Annotated in this window: 16 protein-coding genes; 9 read left to right on the top strand and 7 right to left on the bottom strand. The window is 69.8% G+C overall.

Annotated features, from left to right (window positions below):
• Nucleotides 1–91 precede the first annotated feature (91 nt).
• Complete coding sequence (locus ACIQGV_RS38695; protein WP_402503948.1) at nt 92–1216, bottom strand: acetyl-CoA C-acyltransferase; 1125 nt, start codon at nt 1214–1216, stop codon at nt 92–94.
• Nucleotides 1217–1402: 186 nt separating this feature from the next.
• On the opposite strand from ACIQGV_RS38695, the gene ACIQGV_RS38700 reads away from it, so the two are divergent.
• A complete protein-coding gene (locus tag ACIQGV_RS38700; RefSeq protein WP_402503951.1) occupies nt 1403–2236 on the top strand; it encodes an alpha/beta fold hydrolase in 834 nt (277 codons plus the stop codon).
• Between the two features lie 50 nt (nt 2237–2286).
• A complete protein-coding gene (locus ACIQGV_RS38705) occupies nt 2287–3108 on the top strand; it encodes a hypothetical protein (protein WP_402503953.1) in 822 nt (273 codons plus the stop codon).
• 216 nt (nt 3109–3324) lie between these two features.
• Here the strand turns inward: ACIQGV_RS38705 and ACIQGV_RS38710 are convergent, their stop codons facing one another.
• Nucleotides 3325–5427, bottom strand: coding sequence for a hypothetical protein (locus ACIQGV_RS38710; protein ID WP_402503955.1), 2103 nt, complete (start codon nt 5425–5427; stop codon nt 3325–3327).
• A gap of 70 nt (nt 5428–5497) precedes the next feature.
• On the opposite strand from ACIQGV_RS38710, the gene ACIQGV_RS38715 reads away from it, so the two are divergent.
• The 5 genes from ACIQGV_RS38715 to ACIQGV_RS38735 all read left to right on the top strand — a co-directional run bounded on the left by ACIQGV_RS38715 (nt 5498) and on the right by ACIQGV_RS38735 (nt 13503).
• Nucleotides 5498–5683: a hypothetical protein gene (locus ACIQGV_RS38715; protein WP_402503957.1), complete on the top strand. Its 186-nt coding sequence runs from the start codon at nt 5498–5500 to the stop codon at nt 5681–5683.
• A 155-nt stretch (nt 5684–5838) separates the two neighbouring features.
• A complete protein-coding gene (locus tag ACIQGV_RS38720) occupies nt 5839–6492 on the top strand; it encodes a class I SAM-dependent methyltransferase (RefSeq protein ID WP_402503960.1) in 654 nt (217 codons plus the stop codon).
• 593 nt (nt 6493–7085) lie between these two features.
• A complete protein-coding gene (locus ACIQGV_RS38725; RefSeq protein ID WP_402503962.1) occupies nt 7086–7406 on the top strand; it encodes a trypco2 family protein in 321 nt (106 codons plus the stop codon).
• A 32-nt stretch (nt 7407–7438) separates the two neighbouring features.
• Nucleotides 7439–9760 (top strand): trypsin-like serine peptidase, encoded by a 2322-nt coding sequence (locus ACIQGV_RS38730; RefSeq protein WP_402503964.1) that lies wholly within the window; start codon nt 7439–7441, stop codon nt 9758–9760.
• Nucleotides 9757–13503 (top strand): CHAT domain-containing protein, encoded by a 3747-nt coding sequence (locus tag ACIQGV_RS38735; RefSeq protein WP_402503967.1) that lies wholly within the window; start codon nt 9757–9759, stop codon nt 13501–13503. The genes ACIQGV_RS38730 and ACIQGV_RS38735 overlap by 4 nt, the downstream gene beginning before the upstream one ends.
• Before the next feature lie 153 nt (nt 13504–13656).
• Here the strand turns inward: ACIQGV_RS38735 and ACIQGV_RS38740 are convergent, their stop codons facing one another.
• On the bottom strand, nt 13657–13866 hold the full coding sequence (locus tag ACIQGV_RS38740) for a transposase (RefSeq protein WP_402503969.1): 210 nt from the start codon (nt 13864–13866) through the stop codon (nt 13657–13659).
• 478 nt (nt 13867–14344) lie between these two features.
• On the opposite strand from ACIQGV_RS38740, the gene ACIQGV_RS38745 reads away from it, so the two are divergent.
• Nucleotides 14345–15211: a hypothetical protein gene (locus ACIQGV_RS38745; protein ID WP_402503971.1), complete on the top strand. Its 867-nt coding sequence runs from the start codon at nt 14345–14347 to the stop codon at nt 15209–15211.
• A gap of 394 nt (nt 15212–15605) precedes the next feature.
• On the opposite strand, the gene ACIQGV_RS38750 is transcribed toward ACIQGV_RS38745, so the two are convergent.
• The 3 genes from ACIQGV_RS38750 to ACIQGV_RS38760 all read right to left on the bottom strand — a co-directional run bounded on the left by ACIQGV_RS38750 (nt 15606) and on the right by ACIQGV_RS38760 (nt 18411).
• The gene (locus ACIQGV_RS38750; RefSeq protein WP_402503973.1) at nt 15606–16427 is read right to left on the bottom strand and encodes a hypothetical protein; all 822 of its coding nucleotides are present in this window, start codon (nt 16425–16427) and stop codon (nt 15606–15608) included.
• 66 nt (nt 16428–16493) lie between these two features.
• Nucleotides 16494–16778: a hypothetical protein gene (locus ACIQGV_RS38755; RefSeq protein ID WP_402503975.1), complete on the bottom strand. Its 285-nt coding sequence runs from the start codon at nt 16776–16778 to the stop codon at nt 16494–16496.
• Between the two features lie 304 nt (nt 16779–17082).
• Nucleotides 17083–18411: an endonuclease domain-containing protein gene (locus tag ACIQGV_RS38760; protein WP_402503977.1), complete on the bottom strand. Its 1329-nt coding sequence runs from the start codon at nt 18409–18411 to the stop codon at nt 17083–17085.
• A gap of 451 nt (nt 18412–18862) precedes the next feature.
• Between ACIQGV_RS38760 and ACIQGV_RS38765 the strand changes: the two genes are divergently transcribed.
• Nucleotides 18863–19138, top strand: a complete 276-nt coding sequence (locus ACIQGV_RS38765; RefSeq protein WP_402503979.1) for a transposase — start codon at nt 18863–18865, stop codon at nt 19136–19138.
• A 910-nt stretch (nt 19139–20048) separates the two neighbouring features.
• Here the strand turns inward: ACIQGV_RS38765 and ACIQGV_RS38770 are convergent.
• Entirely contained in the window at nt 20049–21062 is a 1014-nt protein-coding gene (locus ACIQGV_RS38770) for a LacI family DNA-binding transcriptional regulator (protein ID WP_402503981.1), read from the bottom strand.
• Between the last annotated feature and the right edge of the window lie 308 nt (nt 21063–21370).

Consider the following 21370-nt stretch of genomic DNA (forward strand, 5'->3'; position numbering starts at 1 on the left):
GCACGACGGCGCAGCTCAAGCGGGTACTGGGAAGGACGTGCCATGACTCGATCCTCTCAAATGATCGAGTCCCTACCGAACCCGGAACGGTTCAGCGCTTGCCCTCGATGAGGGCATGCCCCACCAGCCGGGCGCCGGTCATGCCGTACGGGTGACCGACCGAGATCGCGCCACCATTGACGTTGAACCGCTCTGGGTCGATGTGCAGTTCGTCGCGGCAGTACAACGCCTGGGAGGCGAACGCCTCATTGAGCTCCCACAGGCCGATGTCGTCGATGGAGAGGTTGTGCTGCTTCAGCAGCTTCGGAATGGCGAACACCGGTCCGATGCCCATCTCGTCCGGTCCGCAACCGGCAACGGTCATACCGCGGTAGACGCCCAGCGGTTCCAGCCCGCGGCGCTCGGCCTCCCTCGACTCCATCAGCACCGACGCCGAAGCCCCGTCCGACAACTGCGAGGAGTTGCCCGCCGTCACGCTGGAACGTGCGCTCACCTGACCGTCGGGCAGCACCGGCGCCAACCCGGCCAGGCCTTCGAGCGTCGTCGACGCGCGGTTGCCCTCGTCCCGGGTCAGCGTGACCTCCTCGTCCCGCACCTCTCCGGACTGCTTGTCGAGCACCTTCTTGACGCTGTCGAGCGCGACGATCTCCCGGTCGAACCGGCCTGCTTCCTGCGCCGCGGCCGTGCGCTGCTGTGACACCAGCGCGAACTGGTCCTGGCGGTCACGGCTCACGCCGTAGCGTTCGGCGACGATCTCCGCCGTCTGCAGCATCGGCATGTAGATGCTCGGCTTGCGCTCGACCAGCCAGGGATCCGTCATGCGGTGAGTGTTCATGTGGTCGTTCTGCACCAGGGAGATCGACTCGACACCGCCGCCGACAGCGACCTGCATGCCGTCCGCGACAATCTGTTTGGCGGCCGTCGCAATGGCCATCAGGCCCGACGAGCACTGCCGGTCCACCGTCATCCCCGACACCGTGTCCGGCAGGCCGGCGCGGAGAGCCGCCTGGCGCGCGACGTTGAAACCGGCTGCCCCCTGCTGGACGGCGCAGCCGAGGATCACGTCCTCGACCTCGCCGCCTTCGAGTCCGGCGCGTTGTACAGCGTGGGACAGGGCATGGGCGGCAAGTTCCTGCGCCTGGGTGTCGTTGAACGCGCCGCGGTATGCCTTCCCGATCGGCGTCCGTGCCGTCGAAACGATGACTGCTTCCCTCATGTCGCCTCACTCTTTGCCGTCGGTGCGGTCCGTTCCGGGATCGTTATAGTTGAATCCGGCGTCATGTTCAACTATTCTCCTTCCCGGACGCCCGGGCAGGGCAACGCGGGACTTGCACGCTCGTGGCCTTGACAGCGCACCCCCCTACCTGGAGGCTACCGACCAGTCGGTATGAAGAGGTGGGTCGTGACCGAGCTGAGCATCTCCACCGGTGCAGGCGTGTTCGACGCGCTCGTGGCGGGCCCACCCGGGGGCCGCCCGGTGCTGCTGCTGCACGGCTTTCCCCAGATGGGGCTGGTGTGGCAACGGCAGATCGCGGAGTTGGCCGAGCAGGGCTACCGGGTGGTGGCGCCCGACCAGCGTGGGTACTCCCCCGGCGCCCGCCCTCAGCGGCCCGAGGACTATCGCATGAGTCTTCTCGTCGACGACGTGGTCGCGATCACGGAGGAACTGGGCTGGACGGCGTTCGACTTGGTCGGCCACGACTGGGGAGGAGCGGTGGCCTGGTGGACCGCCGACGCCCACCCCGGGCGCGTACGCACCCTCACGGTTGTCTCGACACCGCATCCCGGCGCTCTGGCCACCGCCCTGCGCACCGACGAGGACCAGCGCAGCCGCTCGCACTACATGATCGACTGGCGTGAAACACCCGCGACCGAGGAACGCATGCTGGCCCACGATGCCGAGCTGCTTCACGCCCTCTACGCCGGAAAAGTTCCGCAGGACAGTACCGAGGCATATGTACGGCACCTGTCCCGGCCCGGCGCTCTCACCGCCGCACTGAACTGGTACCGGGCAGGCCGCCCCGACGGCAAGATCGGCACTATCGACGTGCCCACGCTGTACATCTGGAGCACGAACGACAGCGCGTTCGGCCCGGCGGCGGCACTGGAAACCGAGCGGTGGGTCAACGGGCCGTACCGCTTCGAGACCCTCAAGGACGTCAGCCACTGGGTCCCCGAGGAGGCGCCCGAAACGCTTAGCCGCCTCCTGCTCGAACACCTGCGAGCGCACGGCTAGTACAGAACCACAGCGCATACCCCCTCCCCCGCCCCTTCGAAGAGGTGACCGTGAAGACAGCGCGCGCGGCCTGGCGCGGACTTGAGCCCGTGCACGGCATGATCTACTTCGTCCCCGAGGCGAGGCGACGGTACGCGGACCTCGGGCTGAGCGGACGCGCCGGCTATTTCGCCTCCCGCAGCGCCGCGTTCGGCCGGGCATCCGCCGAGCTTGTCGTCGCGACCTTCTACAACTTCAACCCCGAACTCGTACGGCAGGCGCTCGACGGCGCCTGGGCCGCAACGACGCCACAGCGGGTGCTGGACGCTCGGTACGCCGGGGCGGGCGAAGCCCTGCGGAGGGCGGGAATCCACGAACTGTCCGCCCTCGACGAGGTCCTGACGCTGACCCGGCGGGCCGCCGAAGCGGCCTGCGAACACGCACAGGGCCGCCCGCTGTTCGCCGCGCATGCCGCACTGCCTTGGCCCGAGGATCCGGTACTGCGGCTGTGGCATGCCCAGACACTGCTCCGGGAGTTCCGTGGAGACGGCCATGTCGCGTGCCTGCTGAGCGAGGGCGTCGGAGGCTTGGAAGCCCTGATTCTGCACGCTGCGACCGGTGACGTTCCCGTCGACTTCCTCAAGGCGAGCCGTGCGTGGCCCGAGGAGGAGTGGGCTGGCACTCAGGAGCGCCTGCGCAAGCGAGGCCTCCTCGACGGGGACTCCCTCAGCCCCGAAGGCGTACTCCTGCGTCAGCACATCGAGGACCGCACCGACCAACTGGCCCTTCCCGCCTACGCCGCCCTGGGTGACGCCGGCTGTGAACGCCTCGCCGAACTCGCCGACCCCTTCGGCCGCGCCGTCGTCGAAGCCGGTCTTCTCCGTCTCGGCTGACGATCATGTCACCCTGCGGATCCCGCCCCGGCCGGGCTCAGGATCGGCCGGGGCGGGTGTCGGAGTGTGGGGGACTTCTCACGAAGGAGGGCCGCGCGGAGGGCGGAGTGCAGGCGGGTCGTGTTCGTCCACTCGTGGTCGCGCGACGGGGGGACCCGCCAGCTGAACCTTCCCCAAGGCCCAGGCACCGTGGCTGCTCCCTTTGAACACCCGCACTCACCGCGAGCGTCCAGGTCGTGCTGGTACTCGGCTGGCGCTCATGCCGTATACCGGCCACAGCGTCACCCATGCGACGTACGTGAGGATCAGCAGGAGGCGGGGATCGCGTAAGTCGGCGTATGACCAAGACGGCTCCATGCCCCAGTACAGGATGGAGGAAACCAGGCCGAGAGCGTAGAGGACCGCGAACCAGCAGCCGGCGGCTCCCACTCGGACTCTCGGGCCATCAGGGTCGGCGCACAGCCTCAGGCTCTCCTTACGGTGCCATCCTTGCCAGGCGAATCCGAAGATGCCTGAGAGGGCCGCGAATGCTGCGAACCCCGCCGCTGAAAGTACGGCCAGGGACCAGAGCCCCTGCCCCAGTCGCTGCACCACCCAGCCGCCCGTCCTGGAGCCGCCGACCGTCCAGGAACCGACCTCGGAGAACCATCGCTCGGTCTCGCTCCCGGCGATCCAGTCGACGACTGCGACGGCACCTACCGCGGCAATAACGCGGCACATGGCCAGGAGACGGACTCGTCCCACATGCGTGTCGTCCACGTGCTGATTCTGCTGGGGCAGACATGCCATCGATGGGTCGTCCGGGTCGATGCGCTCCTCCTCCGGCATCGCGGACAGACACAGCAGCCGGTGGATCAGCGGATACTGGACCTGTGTCAGGTTGGTGGAGTAGGCAGTGTGGTCCCACAGGACGGACCAGCGGTTGGCGACGGGCCATTCCTCGGGGCCGGGTTCGTTGAAGTCTCGGGGAATGGGGACCTCTTCCGGCTCCACCCGCTCACCGGTGGCGCGAAAGAGCACGGCTTCCGCGATGTCCTGGGCCTCCTCCCAACGGAGCCAGTCGTCAAACGGTTCCGGTGTTGGAACGGCTTCCGCCGTTCCATCGCCCCAGACCAGATTGCTGCGCTTTCCTCGGGCATTGCGCGCTTGCTGCACCAGGCTCTCGGTACCCGACCAGCAGTCCGGCCCTGACCCGAGTCTCCAGGCCAGTTCAAGCCGACCGTCCGGGGAACGCATGACGAAACCACCGGCGGTGTGATGCCACAGCGTTTCCATCCACCGGCTGCGGACGGCTTTGGCACTGTCGCCCATCGGGCCGGCCGGGACGAGATCGCGTGGCGACCAGATGTTGATCCATGGAGGACAGCCAAGTGCCTGCCACCGCTCCACGGAAGCTTCCTCGTTCAGGAGGCTGGTAGCCGCACCGACGGTCACCAGACACGCCGGCCACGGCGCATCTCCCGCCAGGAACGTGCGGCAGGCGATCGCGGCGCCCTGGGAGTGAGCGACGACGACCACTTTCCTCGCGCGTCGGGCCACATCGGCAACGCGTGCCAGGAGTACCTGGCGCATCGCTGCTGCTTGAATCTCCCTGTCCCGATATGCCTGGGCGTCGCCCACGGACGTCACCAGGTCTGCGACGAACGGGGAGACCCGCTTGCCCAGCAGGGGGAGCCTCTGCGCGACGATGAGCGCCACGACCGCGGCCACAGCGACGCACACCATGACGGGCGCGAGAATGAACACCACGCAGAACATGACCAGATAGGGCACGATCGTGACAAACAGGCTGACCCACCCGTAGAGCAGCAGCCACGCCCACTCCACCAGTACCGACAAGCCCCCGAGGCAACCGCCCCTCCACATGGGCAGGCTCCGCAGGATCTGCGGGAACAGGCGTTTGGTGGTGGAGAACCAGAGGTGGTGGAACAGCGCCGCAAGACCCCGTCTGGCAGCACGCCAGGAGAACCTGGCAGCCCAGAGCAGCACGTCCGAGGCCCGAGACGGATGGAAGGCTTCCGCCCAGCGGGCCTCGGACAACAGCCACGCAATGCTCCGGCCGCCTGGCCGGCCGATCTCCAGCGTGATTTCCGGAACATCGCCGCCGAGATCGTCCACGGTTGCCACCCTCGTACGGACATCGTGGCTGGGCCCCGCACGAGACAGCACTTCCAGCAACGGTTCCGCCCAGTTCAGCAAAGTTGCCCCTCGGGCCTGCGAACCGATGCCGTGCACGAAGACGACACCTACGTCGAAATGAAAATTGCCCATGTCCGCAAGTGGGACAGTCGGGCCGCTGCCACCCGCTTCCTGCGTCACACGCCACAAGATGCCACCAAGCCCCTGGCTCCATCCGGTGACGCTCCGTACAGGAGAGAAATGCGCCCCGATGCAGAAACACGAACACCTCACCGGGCCGCGCAGACTCTTGTTCGATGCCTCGGCCACGCCGTCCACCGCCAACCCGGCCACGCCCAGCCAACCCGGCCACGCCCAGCCGATCGGGATCGCCCTGACCGCGGTCTGCGTCTTCGTCAGGATCGTCACCGGCCTCGTCCAGGCCCTGACCCCGTGACCCGCCGACAGCCCGCGTGGCGGCCGGCGCACCGCCGCCCTCGCGCGTGCGGGCCGGGCGCGGCCCGCACGGCACGCGCCCGGCTACGCTCGCCTCCGCCCTCACAGCTCCCGAGGGCGGGGGCTCCCGCATGCCGACAAGCGAAGGAACGCGCTTTGCCTGTACCGCACGACATCGCCGCCGAGACCGAACTGTGGGACACCTACGCCGAGTCCGCGTTCAAGGACGACGCCGAGCCGTCCTTCTGCTGGACCCAGTACACCGGTCACGGCCCCGGCCCCGAACTTCTCGCCCAGCCGCAGTCCGTACTGGAAATCGGCTGCGGCACCGGCCGCGCGCTGGCCCACCTCGCACAGCAGGGAATCAAGGCCACCGGCGTGGACCTCTCACCCCGCATGGTCCAGCGAGCGGGCGAGAAATGGGCCCCGCTCGGCGTCCGCATCGAGCAGGGAGCAGTCCTCGACTGGCTCGCCGCCGACCAGAACCGGTACGACGCGGTGTACTCCATCTTCGGCGCGGCCTGGTTCACGGACCCCTCCCGCCTCTTCCCGCTCGTGCGCCAGCACCTGTCCCCGGGCGGGGTGTTCGTGTTCTCGCAGCCGCCGGCCATCCCCGGCGCCTACGGCCCGCAGGGCATGTACAAAGGCGGCTTCGCCGGGAAAGCGATGTTCACCTACCGCTACAGCTACAAACCCGCAGTATGGGAACGCCACCTTCTGCGAGCCGGGTTCTCCACAGCGAAAGCCGGCATCATGGATGCCCCGAAGGAGGGACACATCGGCACCCTCATCGTGGACGCCCGAGCCTGAAACGCTTGCTGCGGTCCCGGCCGACGTCCCCCGCGCCGGCCGGGACCGCTCCCGCCTTCACGTCAGGCCCGTGCCCCACAATGCTCACCCATCAACCCAGAGACGCAGGGAGTGCTCATAGGTACGGGGGCGCCACGGCCACAGGCGCTCCTGTCGCCCTTCTCTTGTCAGCGCTCGCGCGCAGACGCAGCCCGCGCTCGAGACGGTTCACCGGCAGGTGCGCGAACAGCGGTACGACAACCGCCGCCCGACCGGCCGACCAGCCACGGACTCGCATTCCACCACACCCAGATCCAAGCCTGCCTTGGGTCCATCCCCGCGGGAGCGGAGAGCGGGACGTCGCTGGCGGACCTGGTACGCCCCCGGCACTGTCGGCCACCCACTCGTCGCGGCGAACAGGGCCACGTCCCCCGGCACGACGCCAGCCGGGCGCAGCAACGCGACGGTGCCCGGCACCCTCGCCGGCGCCGGGACGAGGAATCAGGAGAGGCCGCGGGGCCGGGATGACGATCCGCAGCAAAACGCCTTGTCAACGGGCCCCTTATTCAGCCGACTTGCCGTCGGCCGGGGGCGCTGATCGCTACAGTCGCTCCATGGCGCGTGACGCAGAGCAGGGATTCGAACTGTCCGAAGTCGTCCGTCAGCTGAGAGGCCAGCTGAATCAGGCGATGACCGAAGGTGAGAACGACCCCATACAGTTCGAACTGGGCCCCGTGGAGCTGGAGTTCGAGGTGACCGTCGCCAGGCAGCGCGGCGGCGAGGGCGGTCTGAAAGTGAGCGTGCTGTCACTCGGCGCGAAGCGCTCCCGGTCTTCGGGGTCCACGAATCGGATGAAGTTGACCCTCACACCGCAGAACCGAGCGGGCGGTCCGACCAGGATCTCCGGCACGGCGTCGACCCTCCCGGAGGGCTGACCGGGCCAGGAGCCGTCGGCGCCGGACGCGTCATGAAGAAGGAACAGGCCGTGGAGGTCTTCGCCGCGCTCGACAACGGAGAGTGGGGCTGCGGCTCGGGATATCTGGTGGGTCCGAGGCTGGTCCTCACCGCCGCTCACGCGATCGTCGCGGAAGTTTCGGGGAAACGGTCGTTCCACACGCTCTCGAGCAGCCAGGACATCCGCTGCCGGGCGACGGGTGATGACACCCTGTTCCACGGCGAAGTCGTCTGGCGCGGTGAAGGGGCGGACCTCGATGTAGCACTGGTGGAGATCACCGATGGGGCCTGGCCCAAGGTCCCCGCCGCACCGGTGCGGTGGGGACGCACCACGTGCCAGAAGTCGCGTGTGGACTGCACCGCGGTCGGCTACCCCCAGGTGCTGCGGCTCTCCGGCCAACGACGCGAACGCGAGCACCTCAGCGGCCGTGTCAACCCTGCCGCGGGTGAGAAGTCCGGGACGTACCACGTCCAGGTCGACGACGCCCCGACCCGGCACATGAACGACGACTCACCGTGGGCGGGCATGTCCGGTGCCGCCCTGTTCAGCGAAGAGTTGCTGATCGGGGTTGTCGTCATCGACCACGACGGCTTCGACGGTCACCGGCTGACCGCCGTCAGGATGAGCGAGGTCTTCGCCGACACGGAGTTCCTCCGTCACATCACGGAGCATTGCGGGGCTCCCGCCGGGGTCGGCAAGACGAAGAACTTTCCGGTGCTGGAGTCGGCGGAGCTGGCCACGCTGTTCAGCGGCCGTCGCCCGCTGCGGCGTCCGCGCACGCCCGCCACACTCCTGACCGCCCAGGTCGCAGCCGTGCGGTGGTTCCACGGACGGGAGGGAAAGGTCGCCGAACTGCAGGACTGGCTGGCCTCCCCGGAACCGCTGGAGGCACGGCTCGTCGTCGGTCCCGGCGGGTACGGCAAAACCCGCCTCGCGGCGGAACTCCATCAGCGGGCGCTGGCCATGGGCTGGATCACCGGAATGGTGCAGGCCGACCAGGCCGACCGTCTGCCGATCGAGCCCATGGCGCGACTCGGGTCGTGCGAACTGCCCCTGCTGCTCATCGTCGACTACGCCGAAACCCGGCCCGACGTCGTTCAGCACCTGCTCCGGACCGTGAGCACCGAGGCCGGGCACACGGTCAGACTGCTGATGCTCGCACGGTCGCCCGGCAAGTGGTGGGAGAGCCTGTGGGGCTCCACGTGGCAGCTCCAGGAGGCCGTGGCACTCGACGGCGTCGAGGTGTTGGGGCCGTTGCCCGAGGACTGCGAGCACCGCGGCGAGGCGTTCCGGGAGGCGGCGCTGGACCTGTCGCAGGCCCTGCCGAAGGTACGCGGCCTCGACGAGATCGACTGGACGGCGCTGGCCGAGCGGATCACGGTTCCCGACCTGAGCCGATCCCGCTACGGATCCATCATGCAGATCCACCTGGCGGCACTGGTCTCCCTGCTGCAGAGCGGGCCGACCTCGGTGGCCACGGCCAACAACGGCATCATCACGCACGAGGATCTGCTGATCACCCACGAGAAGCCCTACTGGCGGGCGGGCGCCCAGCGCCACAAAGTGGCGCTGGGCGACGACAGCCTGACCAACGCGGTCACCGTGGCGACGCTGATGGGCGCGGCCGACCGGGACGAGGCGCTGGCGGTGCTCGCCCGGGTCCGCGGACTGGACGGACAGAGCGAGGGGCAGCTGATGGACGTGGACCAGTGGCTGACCACGCTCTACCCGCCCTCCGGCACGGGACGCTGGGGCGCGCTGGAGCCGGACCGGCTCGGTGAACACCTCGTGGGCGTGCAGCTGCGGGACTGGCCCGACCTGCTGGTCAAACCGCTGGCCGCCGCCACCCTCCCCCAGCTCCACCGCGCCTTTCATGTGCTGGCCCGCGCGAGCGTGGATCATTCCGCGGCCCGTGAGGCGCTGCGCTTCCAAGTCGTCGAGCAGTTGCGTCGCACCGGTCCGACCGCCCTGTCGGTGGCGCTGGAGACGGAGGTGCCCGAATTCCTTCTGGAGCTGCTGGAGGAAGGGGTGCAAGCCGCACTCGACGACCCGGACACCCTGGCGGCACTGGCCGAAGCTTTCCCCGTCAAAGCACCTGAACTGGCAGTATTGGCGGAGCAAGTGACACGGCTTGAAACAGCGGTGTGCAGGCGCCTGGTGAGCGGCGGCCTCAGCCGCTACCTGCCCCAGCTCGCCGGGGCGACCAGGCGGCATGCCGAGCAGCTCCACGCGCTCGGCCGTACCGAGGAGGCGCTGGTCGTGCAGTCCGAGGCTGTGAGTCTCTACGGGGACCTCTTCGACAACGCGGAGCTGACGGGGGGAGCCTTCTCGTGACCAGCTCCCGCTACCGCGCGGATTACGCCGCGAGCCTGGTGGAACAGGCGGCCTACCTCACCTCGCTGGGCCGCTTCGGTGAGGCCCTGAACTCGTCCGCGAAGGCCTGCCGTATCTACACGGACCCGGAATCCGACGGCACGACGGCTGAACCACGGGCACGGGCCCAGGCGTTCACCCGCCACGTCATCATCCTCATGCGGCTCGAATCGGACGAGACGGAGGTCCGCCGCTGGGCTCGCAGAGCCCTGCCCGAGTGGAACGCTCAGTCGCGCCCGATGCGGCACGGCGACCGGATGCTCCAGGCGCGCACCATGCACGTGATGTCGGCACTGGAGATCCTGACCGGGCAGGACTCCCGGGCGGCCCGAACTGCCGCCGACGCGCTCGACGTTCTCCCCCGGTCCCGGCCGAGCGATCGCGGACCGACGGAACTGACGCTCCTGGTACGCCTTCTGACCTGCTACGCGATGGCACTGGCCGGAGCAGGTCACCGGCAGCTGGCCGCGGAGAACGCTTCCGAGGCCCTGGAAAGACTGACGGCGCTCGGCACTGCCGGACCTCGCGACCCGCAAGGCGCCGAGGACGCGGACCGGACGGCTGCCGGCCTGGCAGCTCTGTCGAACCCCGAGCAGCGGCACATCCCCTCCCCCCGCATGCTGCTGGGCGGCCTCGACGCCTCCCTCACCGAAGCCGCCGGAACGGGTACTGCACAGATCGCCGCGGGCGAGTCGATCCTCCTGCACCAACACCTCGCCCGCGAACGCAACGAGGCCCCGGGACCCGCCCTGCTGGAGGCGCAGTGCCGACGGGTGACGCAACTCAGCACGCGGGGACACCAGGAAGAGGCGGCCCGCGCCCTCACCGAAGCGATCGCAACCGCGCGCACTCTGTTCGCGCGGGAGGCTCTCGGCCACCGTCGGCAAACCGCCCGCCTCATGCGCGAATTGGGTACCTTCCTCCTGAACCGCGTCGGACGGAACTCCGTCGACATCGACCGGGTGATCGAGGTGTTCGACCTGGTGACGACGGCCTCCTGGGACACGGCGGATCCCGGCTGGACCGTCGCGGCCCTGGGGCTGGGAACAGCGCTGCTGTCCCGGTTCGAACAGCGCCAAGACCGACAAGACCTGGATCGCGCCATCAGCCTCGTGCGCGAGGTCCGCGACCCGCGTCCCCCCCGGCCCGAGCAGCGGCACGAGGCCGCCCGGCTGGCCGCACGCGCGCTGAGGCTCCGTCATGACCGCACCGGGGACCTCGCCGACCTGGACGAGGCCGTCGCCAACGCCGCCGAGGCAGCCGGTTTCGACAGCGACGGCCACGACGACCTGGAAGCGTTGATCGCACTCCTCCAGCGCTCACTGGATCTCACAGATCCAGGAGTTCCGCAGTTCGCCCGCGCGCTCCTGAGTCTCGCCTGTGCGCTCCTCACCCGGTTCGACCGGGACGGGCATCCCGGTGACCTCGACCGGGCGATCGCAGTCGCCCGCGAGGCCGCGGCCCGCGCCACGGCAGAGGCGAACTCGGTCAGAGGCCCGGCCCTGGAATTGCTCGCCAGTGCGTGCAACCGCCGCTACGCGAGGTCCGGCGACGGCCAGGACCTGGACGAGGAGATCGATGCGCTGCGCGGGCTCTTGTCGGAGCTGCCCCACGATCACACTGGGCGGCCCGAAAGCCTGCAAGGCCTTGCCGTGGCCCTTCAGCGCCGTCACGAGCGAAGAGGCACCCTCGCCGATCTGGAGACAGCGCTGAGCGCGTCCAGGGAGGCCGTCGCACTCCTGCCGGCGGGAGACGCCCGCAGAACCCTCGCCCAGATCGGTCTGGCCGGCGCTCTGCGGACGAGCTTTCTGCTCTCCGGCGACGAGGACGTGCTGCGCGAGGCCGCACGCACTGCGGCGAACGCAGTCGAGGAAAGCCCCGAATCGTCTCCGACGAGAGCGCAGGCCCTCGTCGCCCTCGCCCTGTCCCTGGGCAGCAGGGCGCAGGTCTCGGGCGAGGACGCCGATCTGGCCCGCGCTGTCTCCCTCGCCCGCGAGGCCACCAGTCTCCTCCCCGCAGATTCCCCGTCGCGCACGTCCGCCCTGGACCTCCTCGCGGACCTCCTCGGGCCCGGCTCACTCGACGACGACCTCGCCGACGCATTCGAAGCGCTGCGCAAAGACGTCCTGTCACCCAACACTCTGCCCCTGCAACGGCTCAGAGCGGCGGAACGCCTGGGGTGGCTCGCCCTCAGGACGGGTTCCCACGAATCGGCCCTCGAGAGCTACAGCCGGGCGATCGAGCTGCTGCCGCTGGTCCTGCTCCTACGCCGCGAGTACGCCACCGAGCGAGCAGAGACGGAACCGGGCGACTTCGAGGAACTCGTCAACGACGCCGCCGCGTCCGCCGTGGCCGCGGGACGCCCGGAAGACGCGGTAGTCCTTCTGGAACGTGGACGCGTGACCCTGCTGGCGCATGCGCCGGGGCCCGATCGACTGGCCGAGCGTCTGAGGACGAACGCCCCGGATGTGGCCTCGCGCCTCCAGTCGCTGGCGGGCCGCATCGCCGACGCGGAGGCGGGTACGCCCCGCCCGGACCTGGCGGCCGAGTGGGAGGAACTCGTCCGGCGTATCCGTGACCTGCCGGGCACGCGCTCCATCCTGGTGGCACCCACGATCGAGGAACTGATCGCGCAGGCCGACGACGGACCGCTGGTGATGGTCAACGTCAGCCGCTACCGCTCCGACGCCCTCATCGTGGCCCCCGACGGCGTGCGGGCCGTACCCCTCCCTGACCTGCACGCCGAACTGCCGGACCGACTGCGGCAGTTCCGCGCGCTGCTCTCCCCTGACTACGCGCCCCTGGCCCAGCACCTCAAGGCGGAGGATCCTCTGCGCCACACGCTCGACTGGCTCTGGTCGGCCGTCGCCGAGCCGGTGCTGGACGCGATCGCCCCGCCGGTCCCACGCCCGGGCGAGCCCCTGCCCCGGCTGTGGTGGATCCCGACCGGTCTCCTGGGACTGCTACCCCTGCACGCCGCGCAGGACGCGGGGTCGCGGGAGCGGGGCGGTGACCCGACCCGTAGCGCTCTGGACAGGGTATGCGCCTCCTACGCGGCCACGGTCAGCGCGCTCGCCGCAGCACGCCGACAGTCGCCGCCCGCCCCCGAGACCGGCCTGTCGGCACTCGTGGTCGCTCCCGCGGACAGCTCACGGGTAGCGGCCCTGCCGCACGCGCAGAGAGAGGCGTACGAGGTGCTGGCCTGCTGGCGCGATGCGCGGCTGCTCACCGGATCGCAGGCGACGGCGGACGCAGTGCGCTACCTGCTCCGGGATTCGTCGGTGCTCCATTTCGCCGGCCACGGGGTCATGCATGCGGGCTCACAGCGTGTAGGCGGGCTCGAACTGGCAGACGGGCTGCTCACGACGGCATCGCTGCTGGAGGCGCGGCCCGCTGCACCGCAGTTCGCGTTCGTCAGCGCCTGCCACACCGCCGCGGACGGAGCGGGGACACCCTGGCAGGCGGTGGGCCTCCCTGCAGCCCTGCACCTGGGCGGCTACCAGCACGTGATCGGCACCCTCTGGGAGATCGACGACCGGACCCACGCCGATATGTCGGCGCTGTTCTACGAAGGACTCGGCGCTTCCGGCAGTGCCGACCCGAAGCGATCGGCCTGGGCCCTGAACCGGGCCGTGCGCCGGATGCGGGACCGCTATCCGCACATCCCATCACTGTGGGCCGCACACGTGCATGTGGGGCCCTGACCTCCGGAAGCCCGGATCGGCCCGGCTCGAGTGACCGCCGCGTCCGCTCCCGCCGGACTGCTCCTGGGCGGACGCCCAGAGCCGGGCCTGTCCGGTTTCGGCGCGGCTGCGGCACGGGCCGGAGGCTGTCGCACGGCTTCCCCCGTCCGGGAGTCAAGAGCGCGATTCTGCGGTGCCGACGAGGAGTTCACTGAGGTTGTGGACGGTACCGAGGAGCTTGATCCCGGTGTCGACGGCCCGGCGCCCGCGGTAGTTCAGATGTCGGCCGAATCGCTGGAAGAGCCGGGCGAAGCCCGGCTCGACGAGAGCGCTGCGCCGGCGGTACTGGGCCCGGCCGGTCGGGGTTGCCAGGCGGTCGGCCATAACCTGTTGGCCGACGGGGGCGCTCTGGCCCCTCGCGGGGCACCTGCCTGGTCAGCCTCGCTGGCCACCGAGACCAGTAGTGGCAGGCCGGCGAGCTCCTCGAAGGAGGCGACGCCGGCGTATCCGCTGTCCGCGAGCCAGAGCAGGATGTCGCCCGGCAGTCCTGCTGCGCGCTCCCTCCCCCCGAGGAGGGACCCGTCTGCCTCACGACCTCTTGGTCGTGCGCCGCTGCCAGGTTGCTGCAGTTGGTTAACACGGCGCATGGGTGAGGGGCGCGTCCTGCTGCACTACTCCGAGGAGGCTGTGCCCCGCGCACTGTCCGGTCGCCCTCCGGTCGCCGAACGGCGTTCATGGCAGGTTCGGCCGAAGCGAAACAGCACATCGGGAACCGGAAGTGTCCCGATCGAGGTCAACACTCTGTGCGGTTCGTCGCCGCCGGGCGGGGCCGGAGGGCCGCATCGAAGCTGGGGGGCAGACGGTGGACTGGTTGCTGACCGACAGCGAAGGGATCGTGGCGTTCTGGCTGCTGATCTTCGTGGTGTGCAACGGACTGCGCGGCGCGTACTGCTGGTTCAGGGACAGCGGTCAACGGCGGATCGTCGATGAACTGCTCGTCGGGGACCTGCATCCGGTGCGGGCCTCGTATCTGCTCGGGGGAATGGCCGAGGCGGCACAGACCGCGGTCTGTGTGCTCGTCGACGACGGCGTGGTGAAAGTTTCCTCCACCGGCGAACTGCGGTCCACGCACAGAGGCCGCAAGCAGACGGATCCGGCCCTGCGCGCCCTGGCGGAGGCGATCCGCGGCACACCGGCCAACGCCGCGACCAAGCTGTACGAGATCGCGGACGAGGCTCGCTTCGCCCGGTTCAGGGAGCTTGTCGAGCGAGAGTCGCCTGCCGTGCGTACGACGGCGTCGGGCAGGAGCCTGACCCTCATGCTGGCCGCTTCGGTACTGACGGCGACCGGCATGGGCCTGCACGGAGGGCTGGCCGAGGTGCCGGTGCCGTTCGTGCCTGAGGCCGACAGGATGGTCTGGCTCTACGTCAGCGGGGCGGCCTGGCTGGTGCAGTGGGGACCGGCGTGCCTGTGGCCGTCGGAGAAGCGGCGCCGCTGGAAGGCCCTCGACGCGTGCTGCAGGCAGGAGACGGAGTTCGCGCGTGCGGTGCTGCCCGAGCACACACGGCACAGGATCGCCCTGAACAGGGAGCGGCCCAAGCCGCCGCCCCCGGCCCCACGGCCGGCCCGCAAACGCACCCGGGACTGGAGCGATGCCGTGGGCGACGGCGTCGACGTGGACTCCTGCGGCAGCTGCGGAGGTTGCGGCGGCGGGTGCGGCGGAGAGTGACGCAGGCCGCCGCCCCCGTCGCCCCGCCTCCCCCACACCAGCCCGCCACCACGACTGCCGCACTCGGCCCCTCCACCAGGCAGGCAATCCGCCTGCCTGGTGGGAGGAACAGCGACCCCAGAACCGGGCCCGCCCCGGCACTCCCGTCGGCGTCGGCCGCTGACCGCCCCTGGCCGCCGTCCCCGCCCGCGCCGGACGTACCTCTGCCGTCCGGTTGCGGGCCTGGCGCGGCCCGCCCGAGAGGATCCCCATGCCCGAGCACATCGACTTCCACGCCGTCACCGTCACCGCCCACCGAGGACCCCGCGCTCGCCCAGGTCCGCGCCGGCGACGTGGTGGAGGGCCGACCGGGTCCCTCGCGGACCGCCGGACGGTACGGCCTGCACCTGTGGCGTCACCACTTGATGGCGTTCACCGTGCTGTTGTGGGCGTCGGCGGACCGGACGGTGAACTGGACATTGGCGCCGCGGTCGTAGAAGGTCTGGCCCGGCTGCCAGGTAGCCATATCCAGCGTGCCGCATCCTGCCGGCGGCGGCGCGGCGTCAGGGTTGGGCACCACGCGGAGCGGTCCCTGGCCGTTGGTTACGGAGGTGTCGACCTTGCAGATGACAACCCCGGAAGAACAGGCACCTGAGTCGTTGTATGCCTTCCTTCGGGCCTCGGCGACATAGGCGGTGGTGGTACCGGTTGTGACCACCAGCAGTTTGGTGCGACCTGTGTACTCCACCCCGTTCAAGGTTGTGGTGTTCTGGGTCCTGTTCTGCCACACGCACACCGTCTGGTCGTCACCCGTCCAGCCGAACTTCCAGGAGAGCCAGCCGAAGTACTGCGGAGCGGCTCCCGCCACGTGGCCCATGACGTCCCAGCCGCCGACGTAGCGGTGCTGATCACCGTTGAAGGCGTACAGGTCCGGCGCTCCGAAGACATGCGCGGTCTCGTGGGCGGCCACCTCGTGGCCCCAGTGCCACATGTCGGTTCCGAACGTCAACGCCCAGCGGATCGTCGTGCCGTTGATCACGATCGGCCGGGTGGGGGTCCAGAACCATGCGTGAGAGCCGCTGACCTGGGAGCGGGCGGTGGAGACGATGTAGAACATGTCGTAACCGGTCAGATCGGCGCCGGCACCGGCCGCGGCCCGCAGCGCGTCGCTCACGTATCGCGAGTGCTGCTCGTAGGAGGGGCTGGAGGTGCCATAGGCGTTCGACGCTGCAGGCATCCGCTCCCACCGGTCCATCACCGGCCGCATGTCAAGCCAGGTCCTGCCGTACGAGGCGTTCCACACTCAGTCGGCGGCCGGGGACAGGAGACCGTAGTAGTCCGCGACGCGGCCGGCACCGGCCACGTCGGGGAAGTCCACATAGACCACGCCGATGCTCTTGGTGCCGACCGGATCGAGGAACTGGGTGTAGTCGGTGTTCTGGCCCTCGTTGACCGTGGTTCCCCGGCCCTGCAGCGCACACGGCGAAGTGCTTCCGTTGACGGCCTGGGCTCGCGGGGCAGGAACGCTGATCAGCGCCAGCAGAGCCGCCAGGGCACATAAGAGCCACAGCGGGCGCAGGCCCCGCATCCGAGAACAACTCGGGCGTCGGGCCCGGAGCCCGGGACTCCCGCCCGGCAACCGAGGTACCCCACACGCCCGTTCTTGCACCGGAACCCTGCTGCGCGATCGCATCTCACTCATGGGAGGACCATCCCAGCCACCCAGGAACGGACCGGAGACAACACGGCCCAACCCACCTCATGGTGTGAAGCGGAAGGCGCCCCCGCGCACAACAGAAGCCAGAAACCGGCCGCACCCACACCATCACCCCCCTCCCCCCACAATCGCGCCGGTGCGGGCCGGCATTGACGCAGAAGCACCTGCCGTTCGTTCAGAAAAGCGCCAAGCCTTCACCGCTGGTGTCAGCGATGACCGGCCGGGACCGGGCGGGCAGGTCGTCCAGGCGGTCGGGTCCGGCCTCAGCGGCCACGGCCGGGGCCGTCTGCGCCAACCAGGAGCGGAACCGCTCAGCAGCCTCCTGATAGGGCACTCGTGCCAGGACATGATGCTCACCGGCGGGGCAGAAGTCCACGGTCACGGTGAGCAGGCAGGAACGGGGTGCGTTCTGGTTGCCTGTCCAGGACACGCGCAGCACCCCGCAGGGTGTGCGCCCTCGCGAGCCGCGGCGGTGGGTCGGGCGGAGGGGTCGGCAGGCTGTGTGGGCGGTCCAGGCGGCCAGGTGGGGCAGCGGCAGGGTGGTGCGGGCGCGGCAGCCGGAGCAGCGGTGCCAGTGAGGCAGCCAGTCAGCAACGTGGGTGTCGAAGAGGCGTGTGTAGTGGCCGGCCACGCGGATGTCGTTGCTGTACAGATGGTCGGGCCGTTCCTGTGTGTTACAGGAGTGGCAGACCGGGGCGCGGACATAGCCGTGCTCGTGGCAGTGATCGAGTACCGTGGCGGGTGCGGTGCGGCAGACAGCGCATATCCAGCCGGCCACCTTGCCCGAGATGCCGGGCTTCCTGCTGAGTACCGAGTACAGCTGGCCTTTCAGCTCCCCGTTGTACAGGCGCAGTGCGGTGGTCGGGCAGTCGGTGTTCGTCGCCTGCCGGCCGTCGGCGGCTTGCGTCTGCCGGCGGGGGGAGGGCGGTTCCATGACGGTCCCGCTTCCCTGCTGTACGGCTTGCAGCCACTTCCTTTCGGCATGCCCGGCCGCGTCCAGCAGTCTCACCACAGAGCGCGGCAGCGACCATGAGCGCATGTCACGGCCGTGGCTTTGTTCCACGAGTACCCGCCGCCAGTCGAGCCCCGCCAGATGGAACGGCCGACGGGCCGCCCTGCCCCTGGCCGGCTCCTGCAGTTCCCGGGCGATGTGCTGACGCCACCTCAGCAGCGTTCCCTCCTGGTGCTCCTGCTTCAGCGCACCGCGGAACGGGCCGATACGCACCAGGTCACGGCGGTCCACCTCCACCGCGTTCAGTTCCACAGCCGCCCGGCGCACGTCAGCCTCCGAAACACTCCACCGGCCGCCGTCTGCCGCCGTCGCCGTCGCCACCAGACGACCACCGAGCAGGACGTACCCCAGCCGGGCATCAGCAGGAAAGCAGGTGAACGGCGCAGAAGCCGTCGGGACAGCACTACCGGCCGTCAAGCCGGCCCACAAAGCGTCCGCAGCGCCCAGGGAGATCAGGCCGCCCCCACCGCCCGGGATGACACGCTCCGACATACCAGCAGGCTAACGGACAGCACCGCCACGGTGACAGCCGCTCCCAGGCACCGCGCCTTGCAGTCAGCGCACCGGCCAGGGAAAGCGGCAGGCGAGGAACGCCCGCTCCTCGCCCGCCCGGCCGCACACGGCACGCCCGGCGCCGGCCCACCGCAAGGCGAGCTCGGTGAAGATCGGCTCCAGCCCGGGGCGGGAACCGTTTCACTGCGGCTGTGCTGGACGCCAGGGACGGGCGGGAGCCGCATCGTCTTGGTCACACCGGGTTCAACGTCTTCCGTACCGTCCGGCCACCCACAGCGCGGCGCGATCCAATTTTCGGAGGCGACGCGGGCAACAACGTCAGGGCGGTACCGCGCGAACGTTTCAGCCCTGCTTCGGAAAAGGGCATTGAAAGGAAGGGAATCTGGGGTCTGTCGCGAAAGTGGATCTTGTTTCTTGGTGATCATGTGCCGTGGGGCGTGGTGCTCTGCCGGATGGCCGGTGGGCCCGGCTGGAGCCGTTGCTGCCGCGGGGCATCACACCGGGTCGGCCGCGGGTGTGGACCCGGCGGCGGCTGACAGAGGGCATACGGTGGCGGACCCGGACGGGTGTGCCCCTGGCGAGACGTGCCCGAGCGGCAGGGGCCGCGGGGCCGGGTCTACGACCTTGTTCCGCCGGCGGCGGCGCGAGGGCACCTGTAAGCAGATCCTGGAACAACTGCGGGCCCAGGCCGATGCGTGGGGCCTGATCACCTGGGACGTGAGCGTGGACTCGGCCGCGTGCCCGTGCCCGCCGGCACGCCGCCGGAGCGCGTGAACAAGGGATCTGCAGCGCGCGCCGCCCGGCGGAATCGGCACCGCGCCGGACGATCACGGTCCCGGACGCTCCCGGGACGGCCCGACCACGAAGACCCGCCTCGCGACCGGGCAGGGGCAGAAGCCGTTGCCGCTGCCGATCACCGCCGGGCACCGACACGGCAGCCCACAGTTCCCGCCCGTCCTCGAACACATCCGCATCCCCCCGCACCGGACCCTGGCGACCGCGCACCAGACCGGCCGGGGTGCGTGCCGACAAAGCCCACGGCTCTCGCACGAACCGCTCCTGTCTGCGCAGACGCAGGATCGGATACACCGTCCCGGAAAAGGCCGGCCAGGTCCGCAACCGCAAGAGGCCCGGCCCCCGGGGCACTCGACCGTCGGGACGCTCGGCCGCCGGCCTTCGACAAGGAGGAACCGCAAAGAGCGCCACACGGTGGAGTGCAGGATCAACCGGCTGAAACGGCACCGCGCAGTGGCCACGAGACACGACAAGCCGGCCATGCGCCACGAGACAACAGGACTGGTCACAGCCATCAACGAATGGCCCTGACCAGCACTTTCGCAACACACCCTTTAGCCCGGCTGACCGCACAGACGAACCCCGGTGAGGTCGCACTGCGGATGATCGAAGGGATCGACGCCGAGGCGCCGGAGCTTGGCGGGGCGGGCATCCGTGGGTGGAGAACGCGAGGCCGCCCTCGGTCTGCTTGCAGAAGCAGGAGATGCACCGCCGCACGCTCTGGCTCGCCGTCCCGCTGGACACCGAGACGCCCAGCACGTGGCGGAGCAGATGACCAGTCAGGAGCGGCGCCTGCCGGAAGATGTCCGGCAGGCGGCTCTTCACGTGGTGGAGCGGGTGACCAGCCGGGTGGGGAGGATCAGCGGCGTCGGGTCGCGCCCGTCTATGAGCGCGGCGAGCATACGCGCCATCTCCCGCCCGAGTGCCTCTATGGGCTGGTGGACCGTGGTCAGCGGCGGGTCCGCGATCTGCGCGACGACGAGATCGTCGAAGCCGACCACCGCGACGTCGGCGGGAACGCGCCGGCCGGCCTGGCGGAGGGTGCGCAGCGCACCCGCCGCCATGTTGTCGTTGGCGGCGAAGATCCCGTCGACACCGGGCTCACGCTCCAGCAGCGCGGCCATCGCGGCCGCTCCGCTGGGCTCGGTGAAGTCACCCTCCACCGGCGGCAGCGGTGGGAGACCGGCGGCGAGCATGGCGTCCCGGTATCCGCGGTGCCGGGCACGCCCGACCTCGGTGTCCAGACGTCCGCAGATCGCGGCCACGCGCGTACGGCCGACCGCGATCAGGTGCTCGGTGGCCTCGCGGGCGCCGCCGACGTTGTCGACGTCCACGTACCAGCGGGGGTTGAAACCGACCGGGCGGCCGCCGAACACGGCGGGCATCTCGGCGTCCTCAGCCATCTTCACCAGCGGGTCGCCCTCCCGCAGGGCCATGAGCATGACGCCGTCGGCCCCTTTGGACCGCAGCAGCTGCTCGACCCGCTTGCGGCCCCGGTCGGAGGCAGCCAGGCAGAGCATCAGATGGAGGTCGGCCTCTTCCAGCGCGCTGGTGGCACCGACGATGACCTGGGCGAAGAACGGGTCCGCGAAGATCGACGGGCTCTCCCCCGAGATGATCAGGGCCGCCGCCCCCGTCTGGCGGGTGGCCAGCGCGCGGGCGGTCGGATTCGGGACGTAACCGAGTTCCTGAACGGCCCGCTGGACCGCCTCGCGCTTGGCGCGGCTGACATGCGGGGCATCGTTGAGCACACGGGAGGCCACCGAACGCGACACGCCGGCGAGTTCGGCCACCTCGTCGAGCGTGAGCTGCCGACGCGGCACATCCACTGCCATGAACTTCGAGCCCTCCCTCGCAGCCGGACGAGAAGCAGCCTCTCATCCCCCGTTCCCACGCCGCCGGCCCGTTCACCGCAGGGCAGAGCCGTGGGCCGGGGCCATGGTTTGGGAGCGCTTCCAGTTCCAGGACTGTAAAGCCTCAAGCCCGCAATGTGAAGGGCACGTTACGAATTTACGAAGCAACCCTTGACACGCCGAACTGCGCGCCACACGATACCGGCCAACACCTCCCAGCCTTCGGACCGGAACTGGGAGCGCTTCCAATGGGAGCGCTCCCAAAAGGCTTCCGTCGCCTGATGAGGTGT

Source organism: Streptomyces sp. NPDC093094, from assembly GCF_044754345.1.
Classification (GTDB): Bacteria; Actinomycetota; Actinomycetes; order Streptomycetales; family Streptomycetaceae; genus Streptomyces.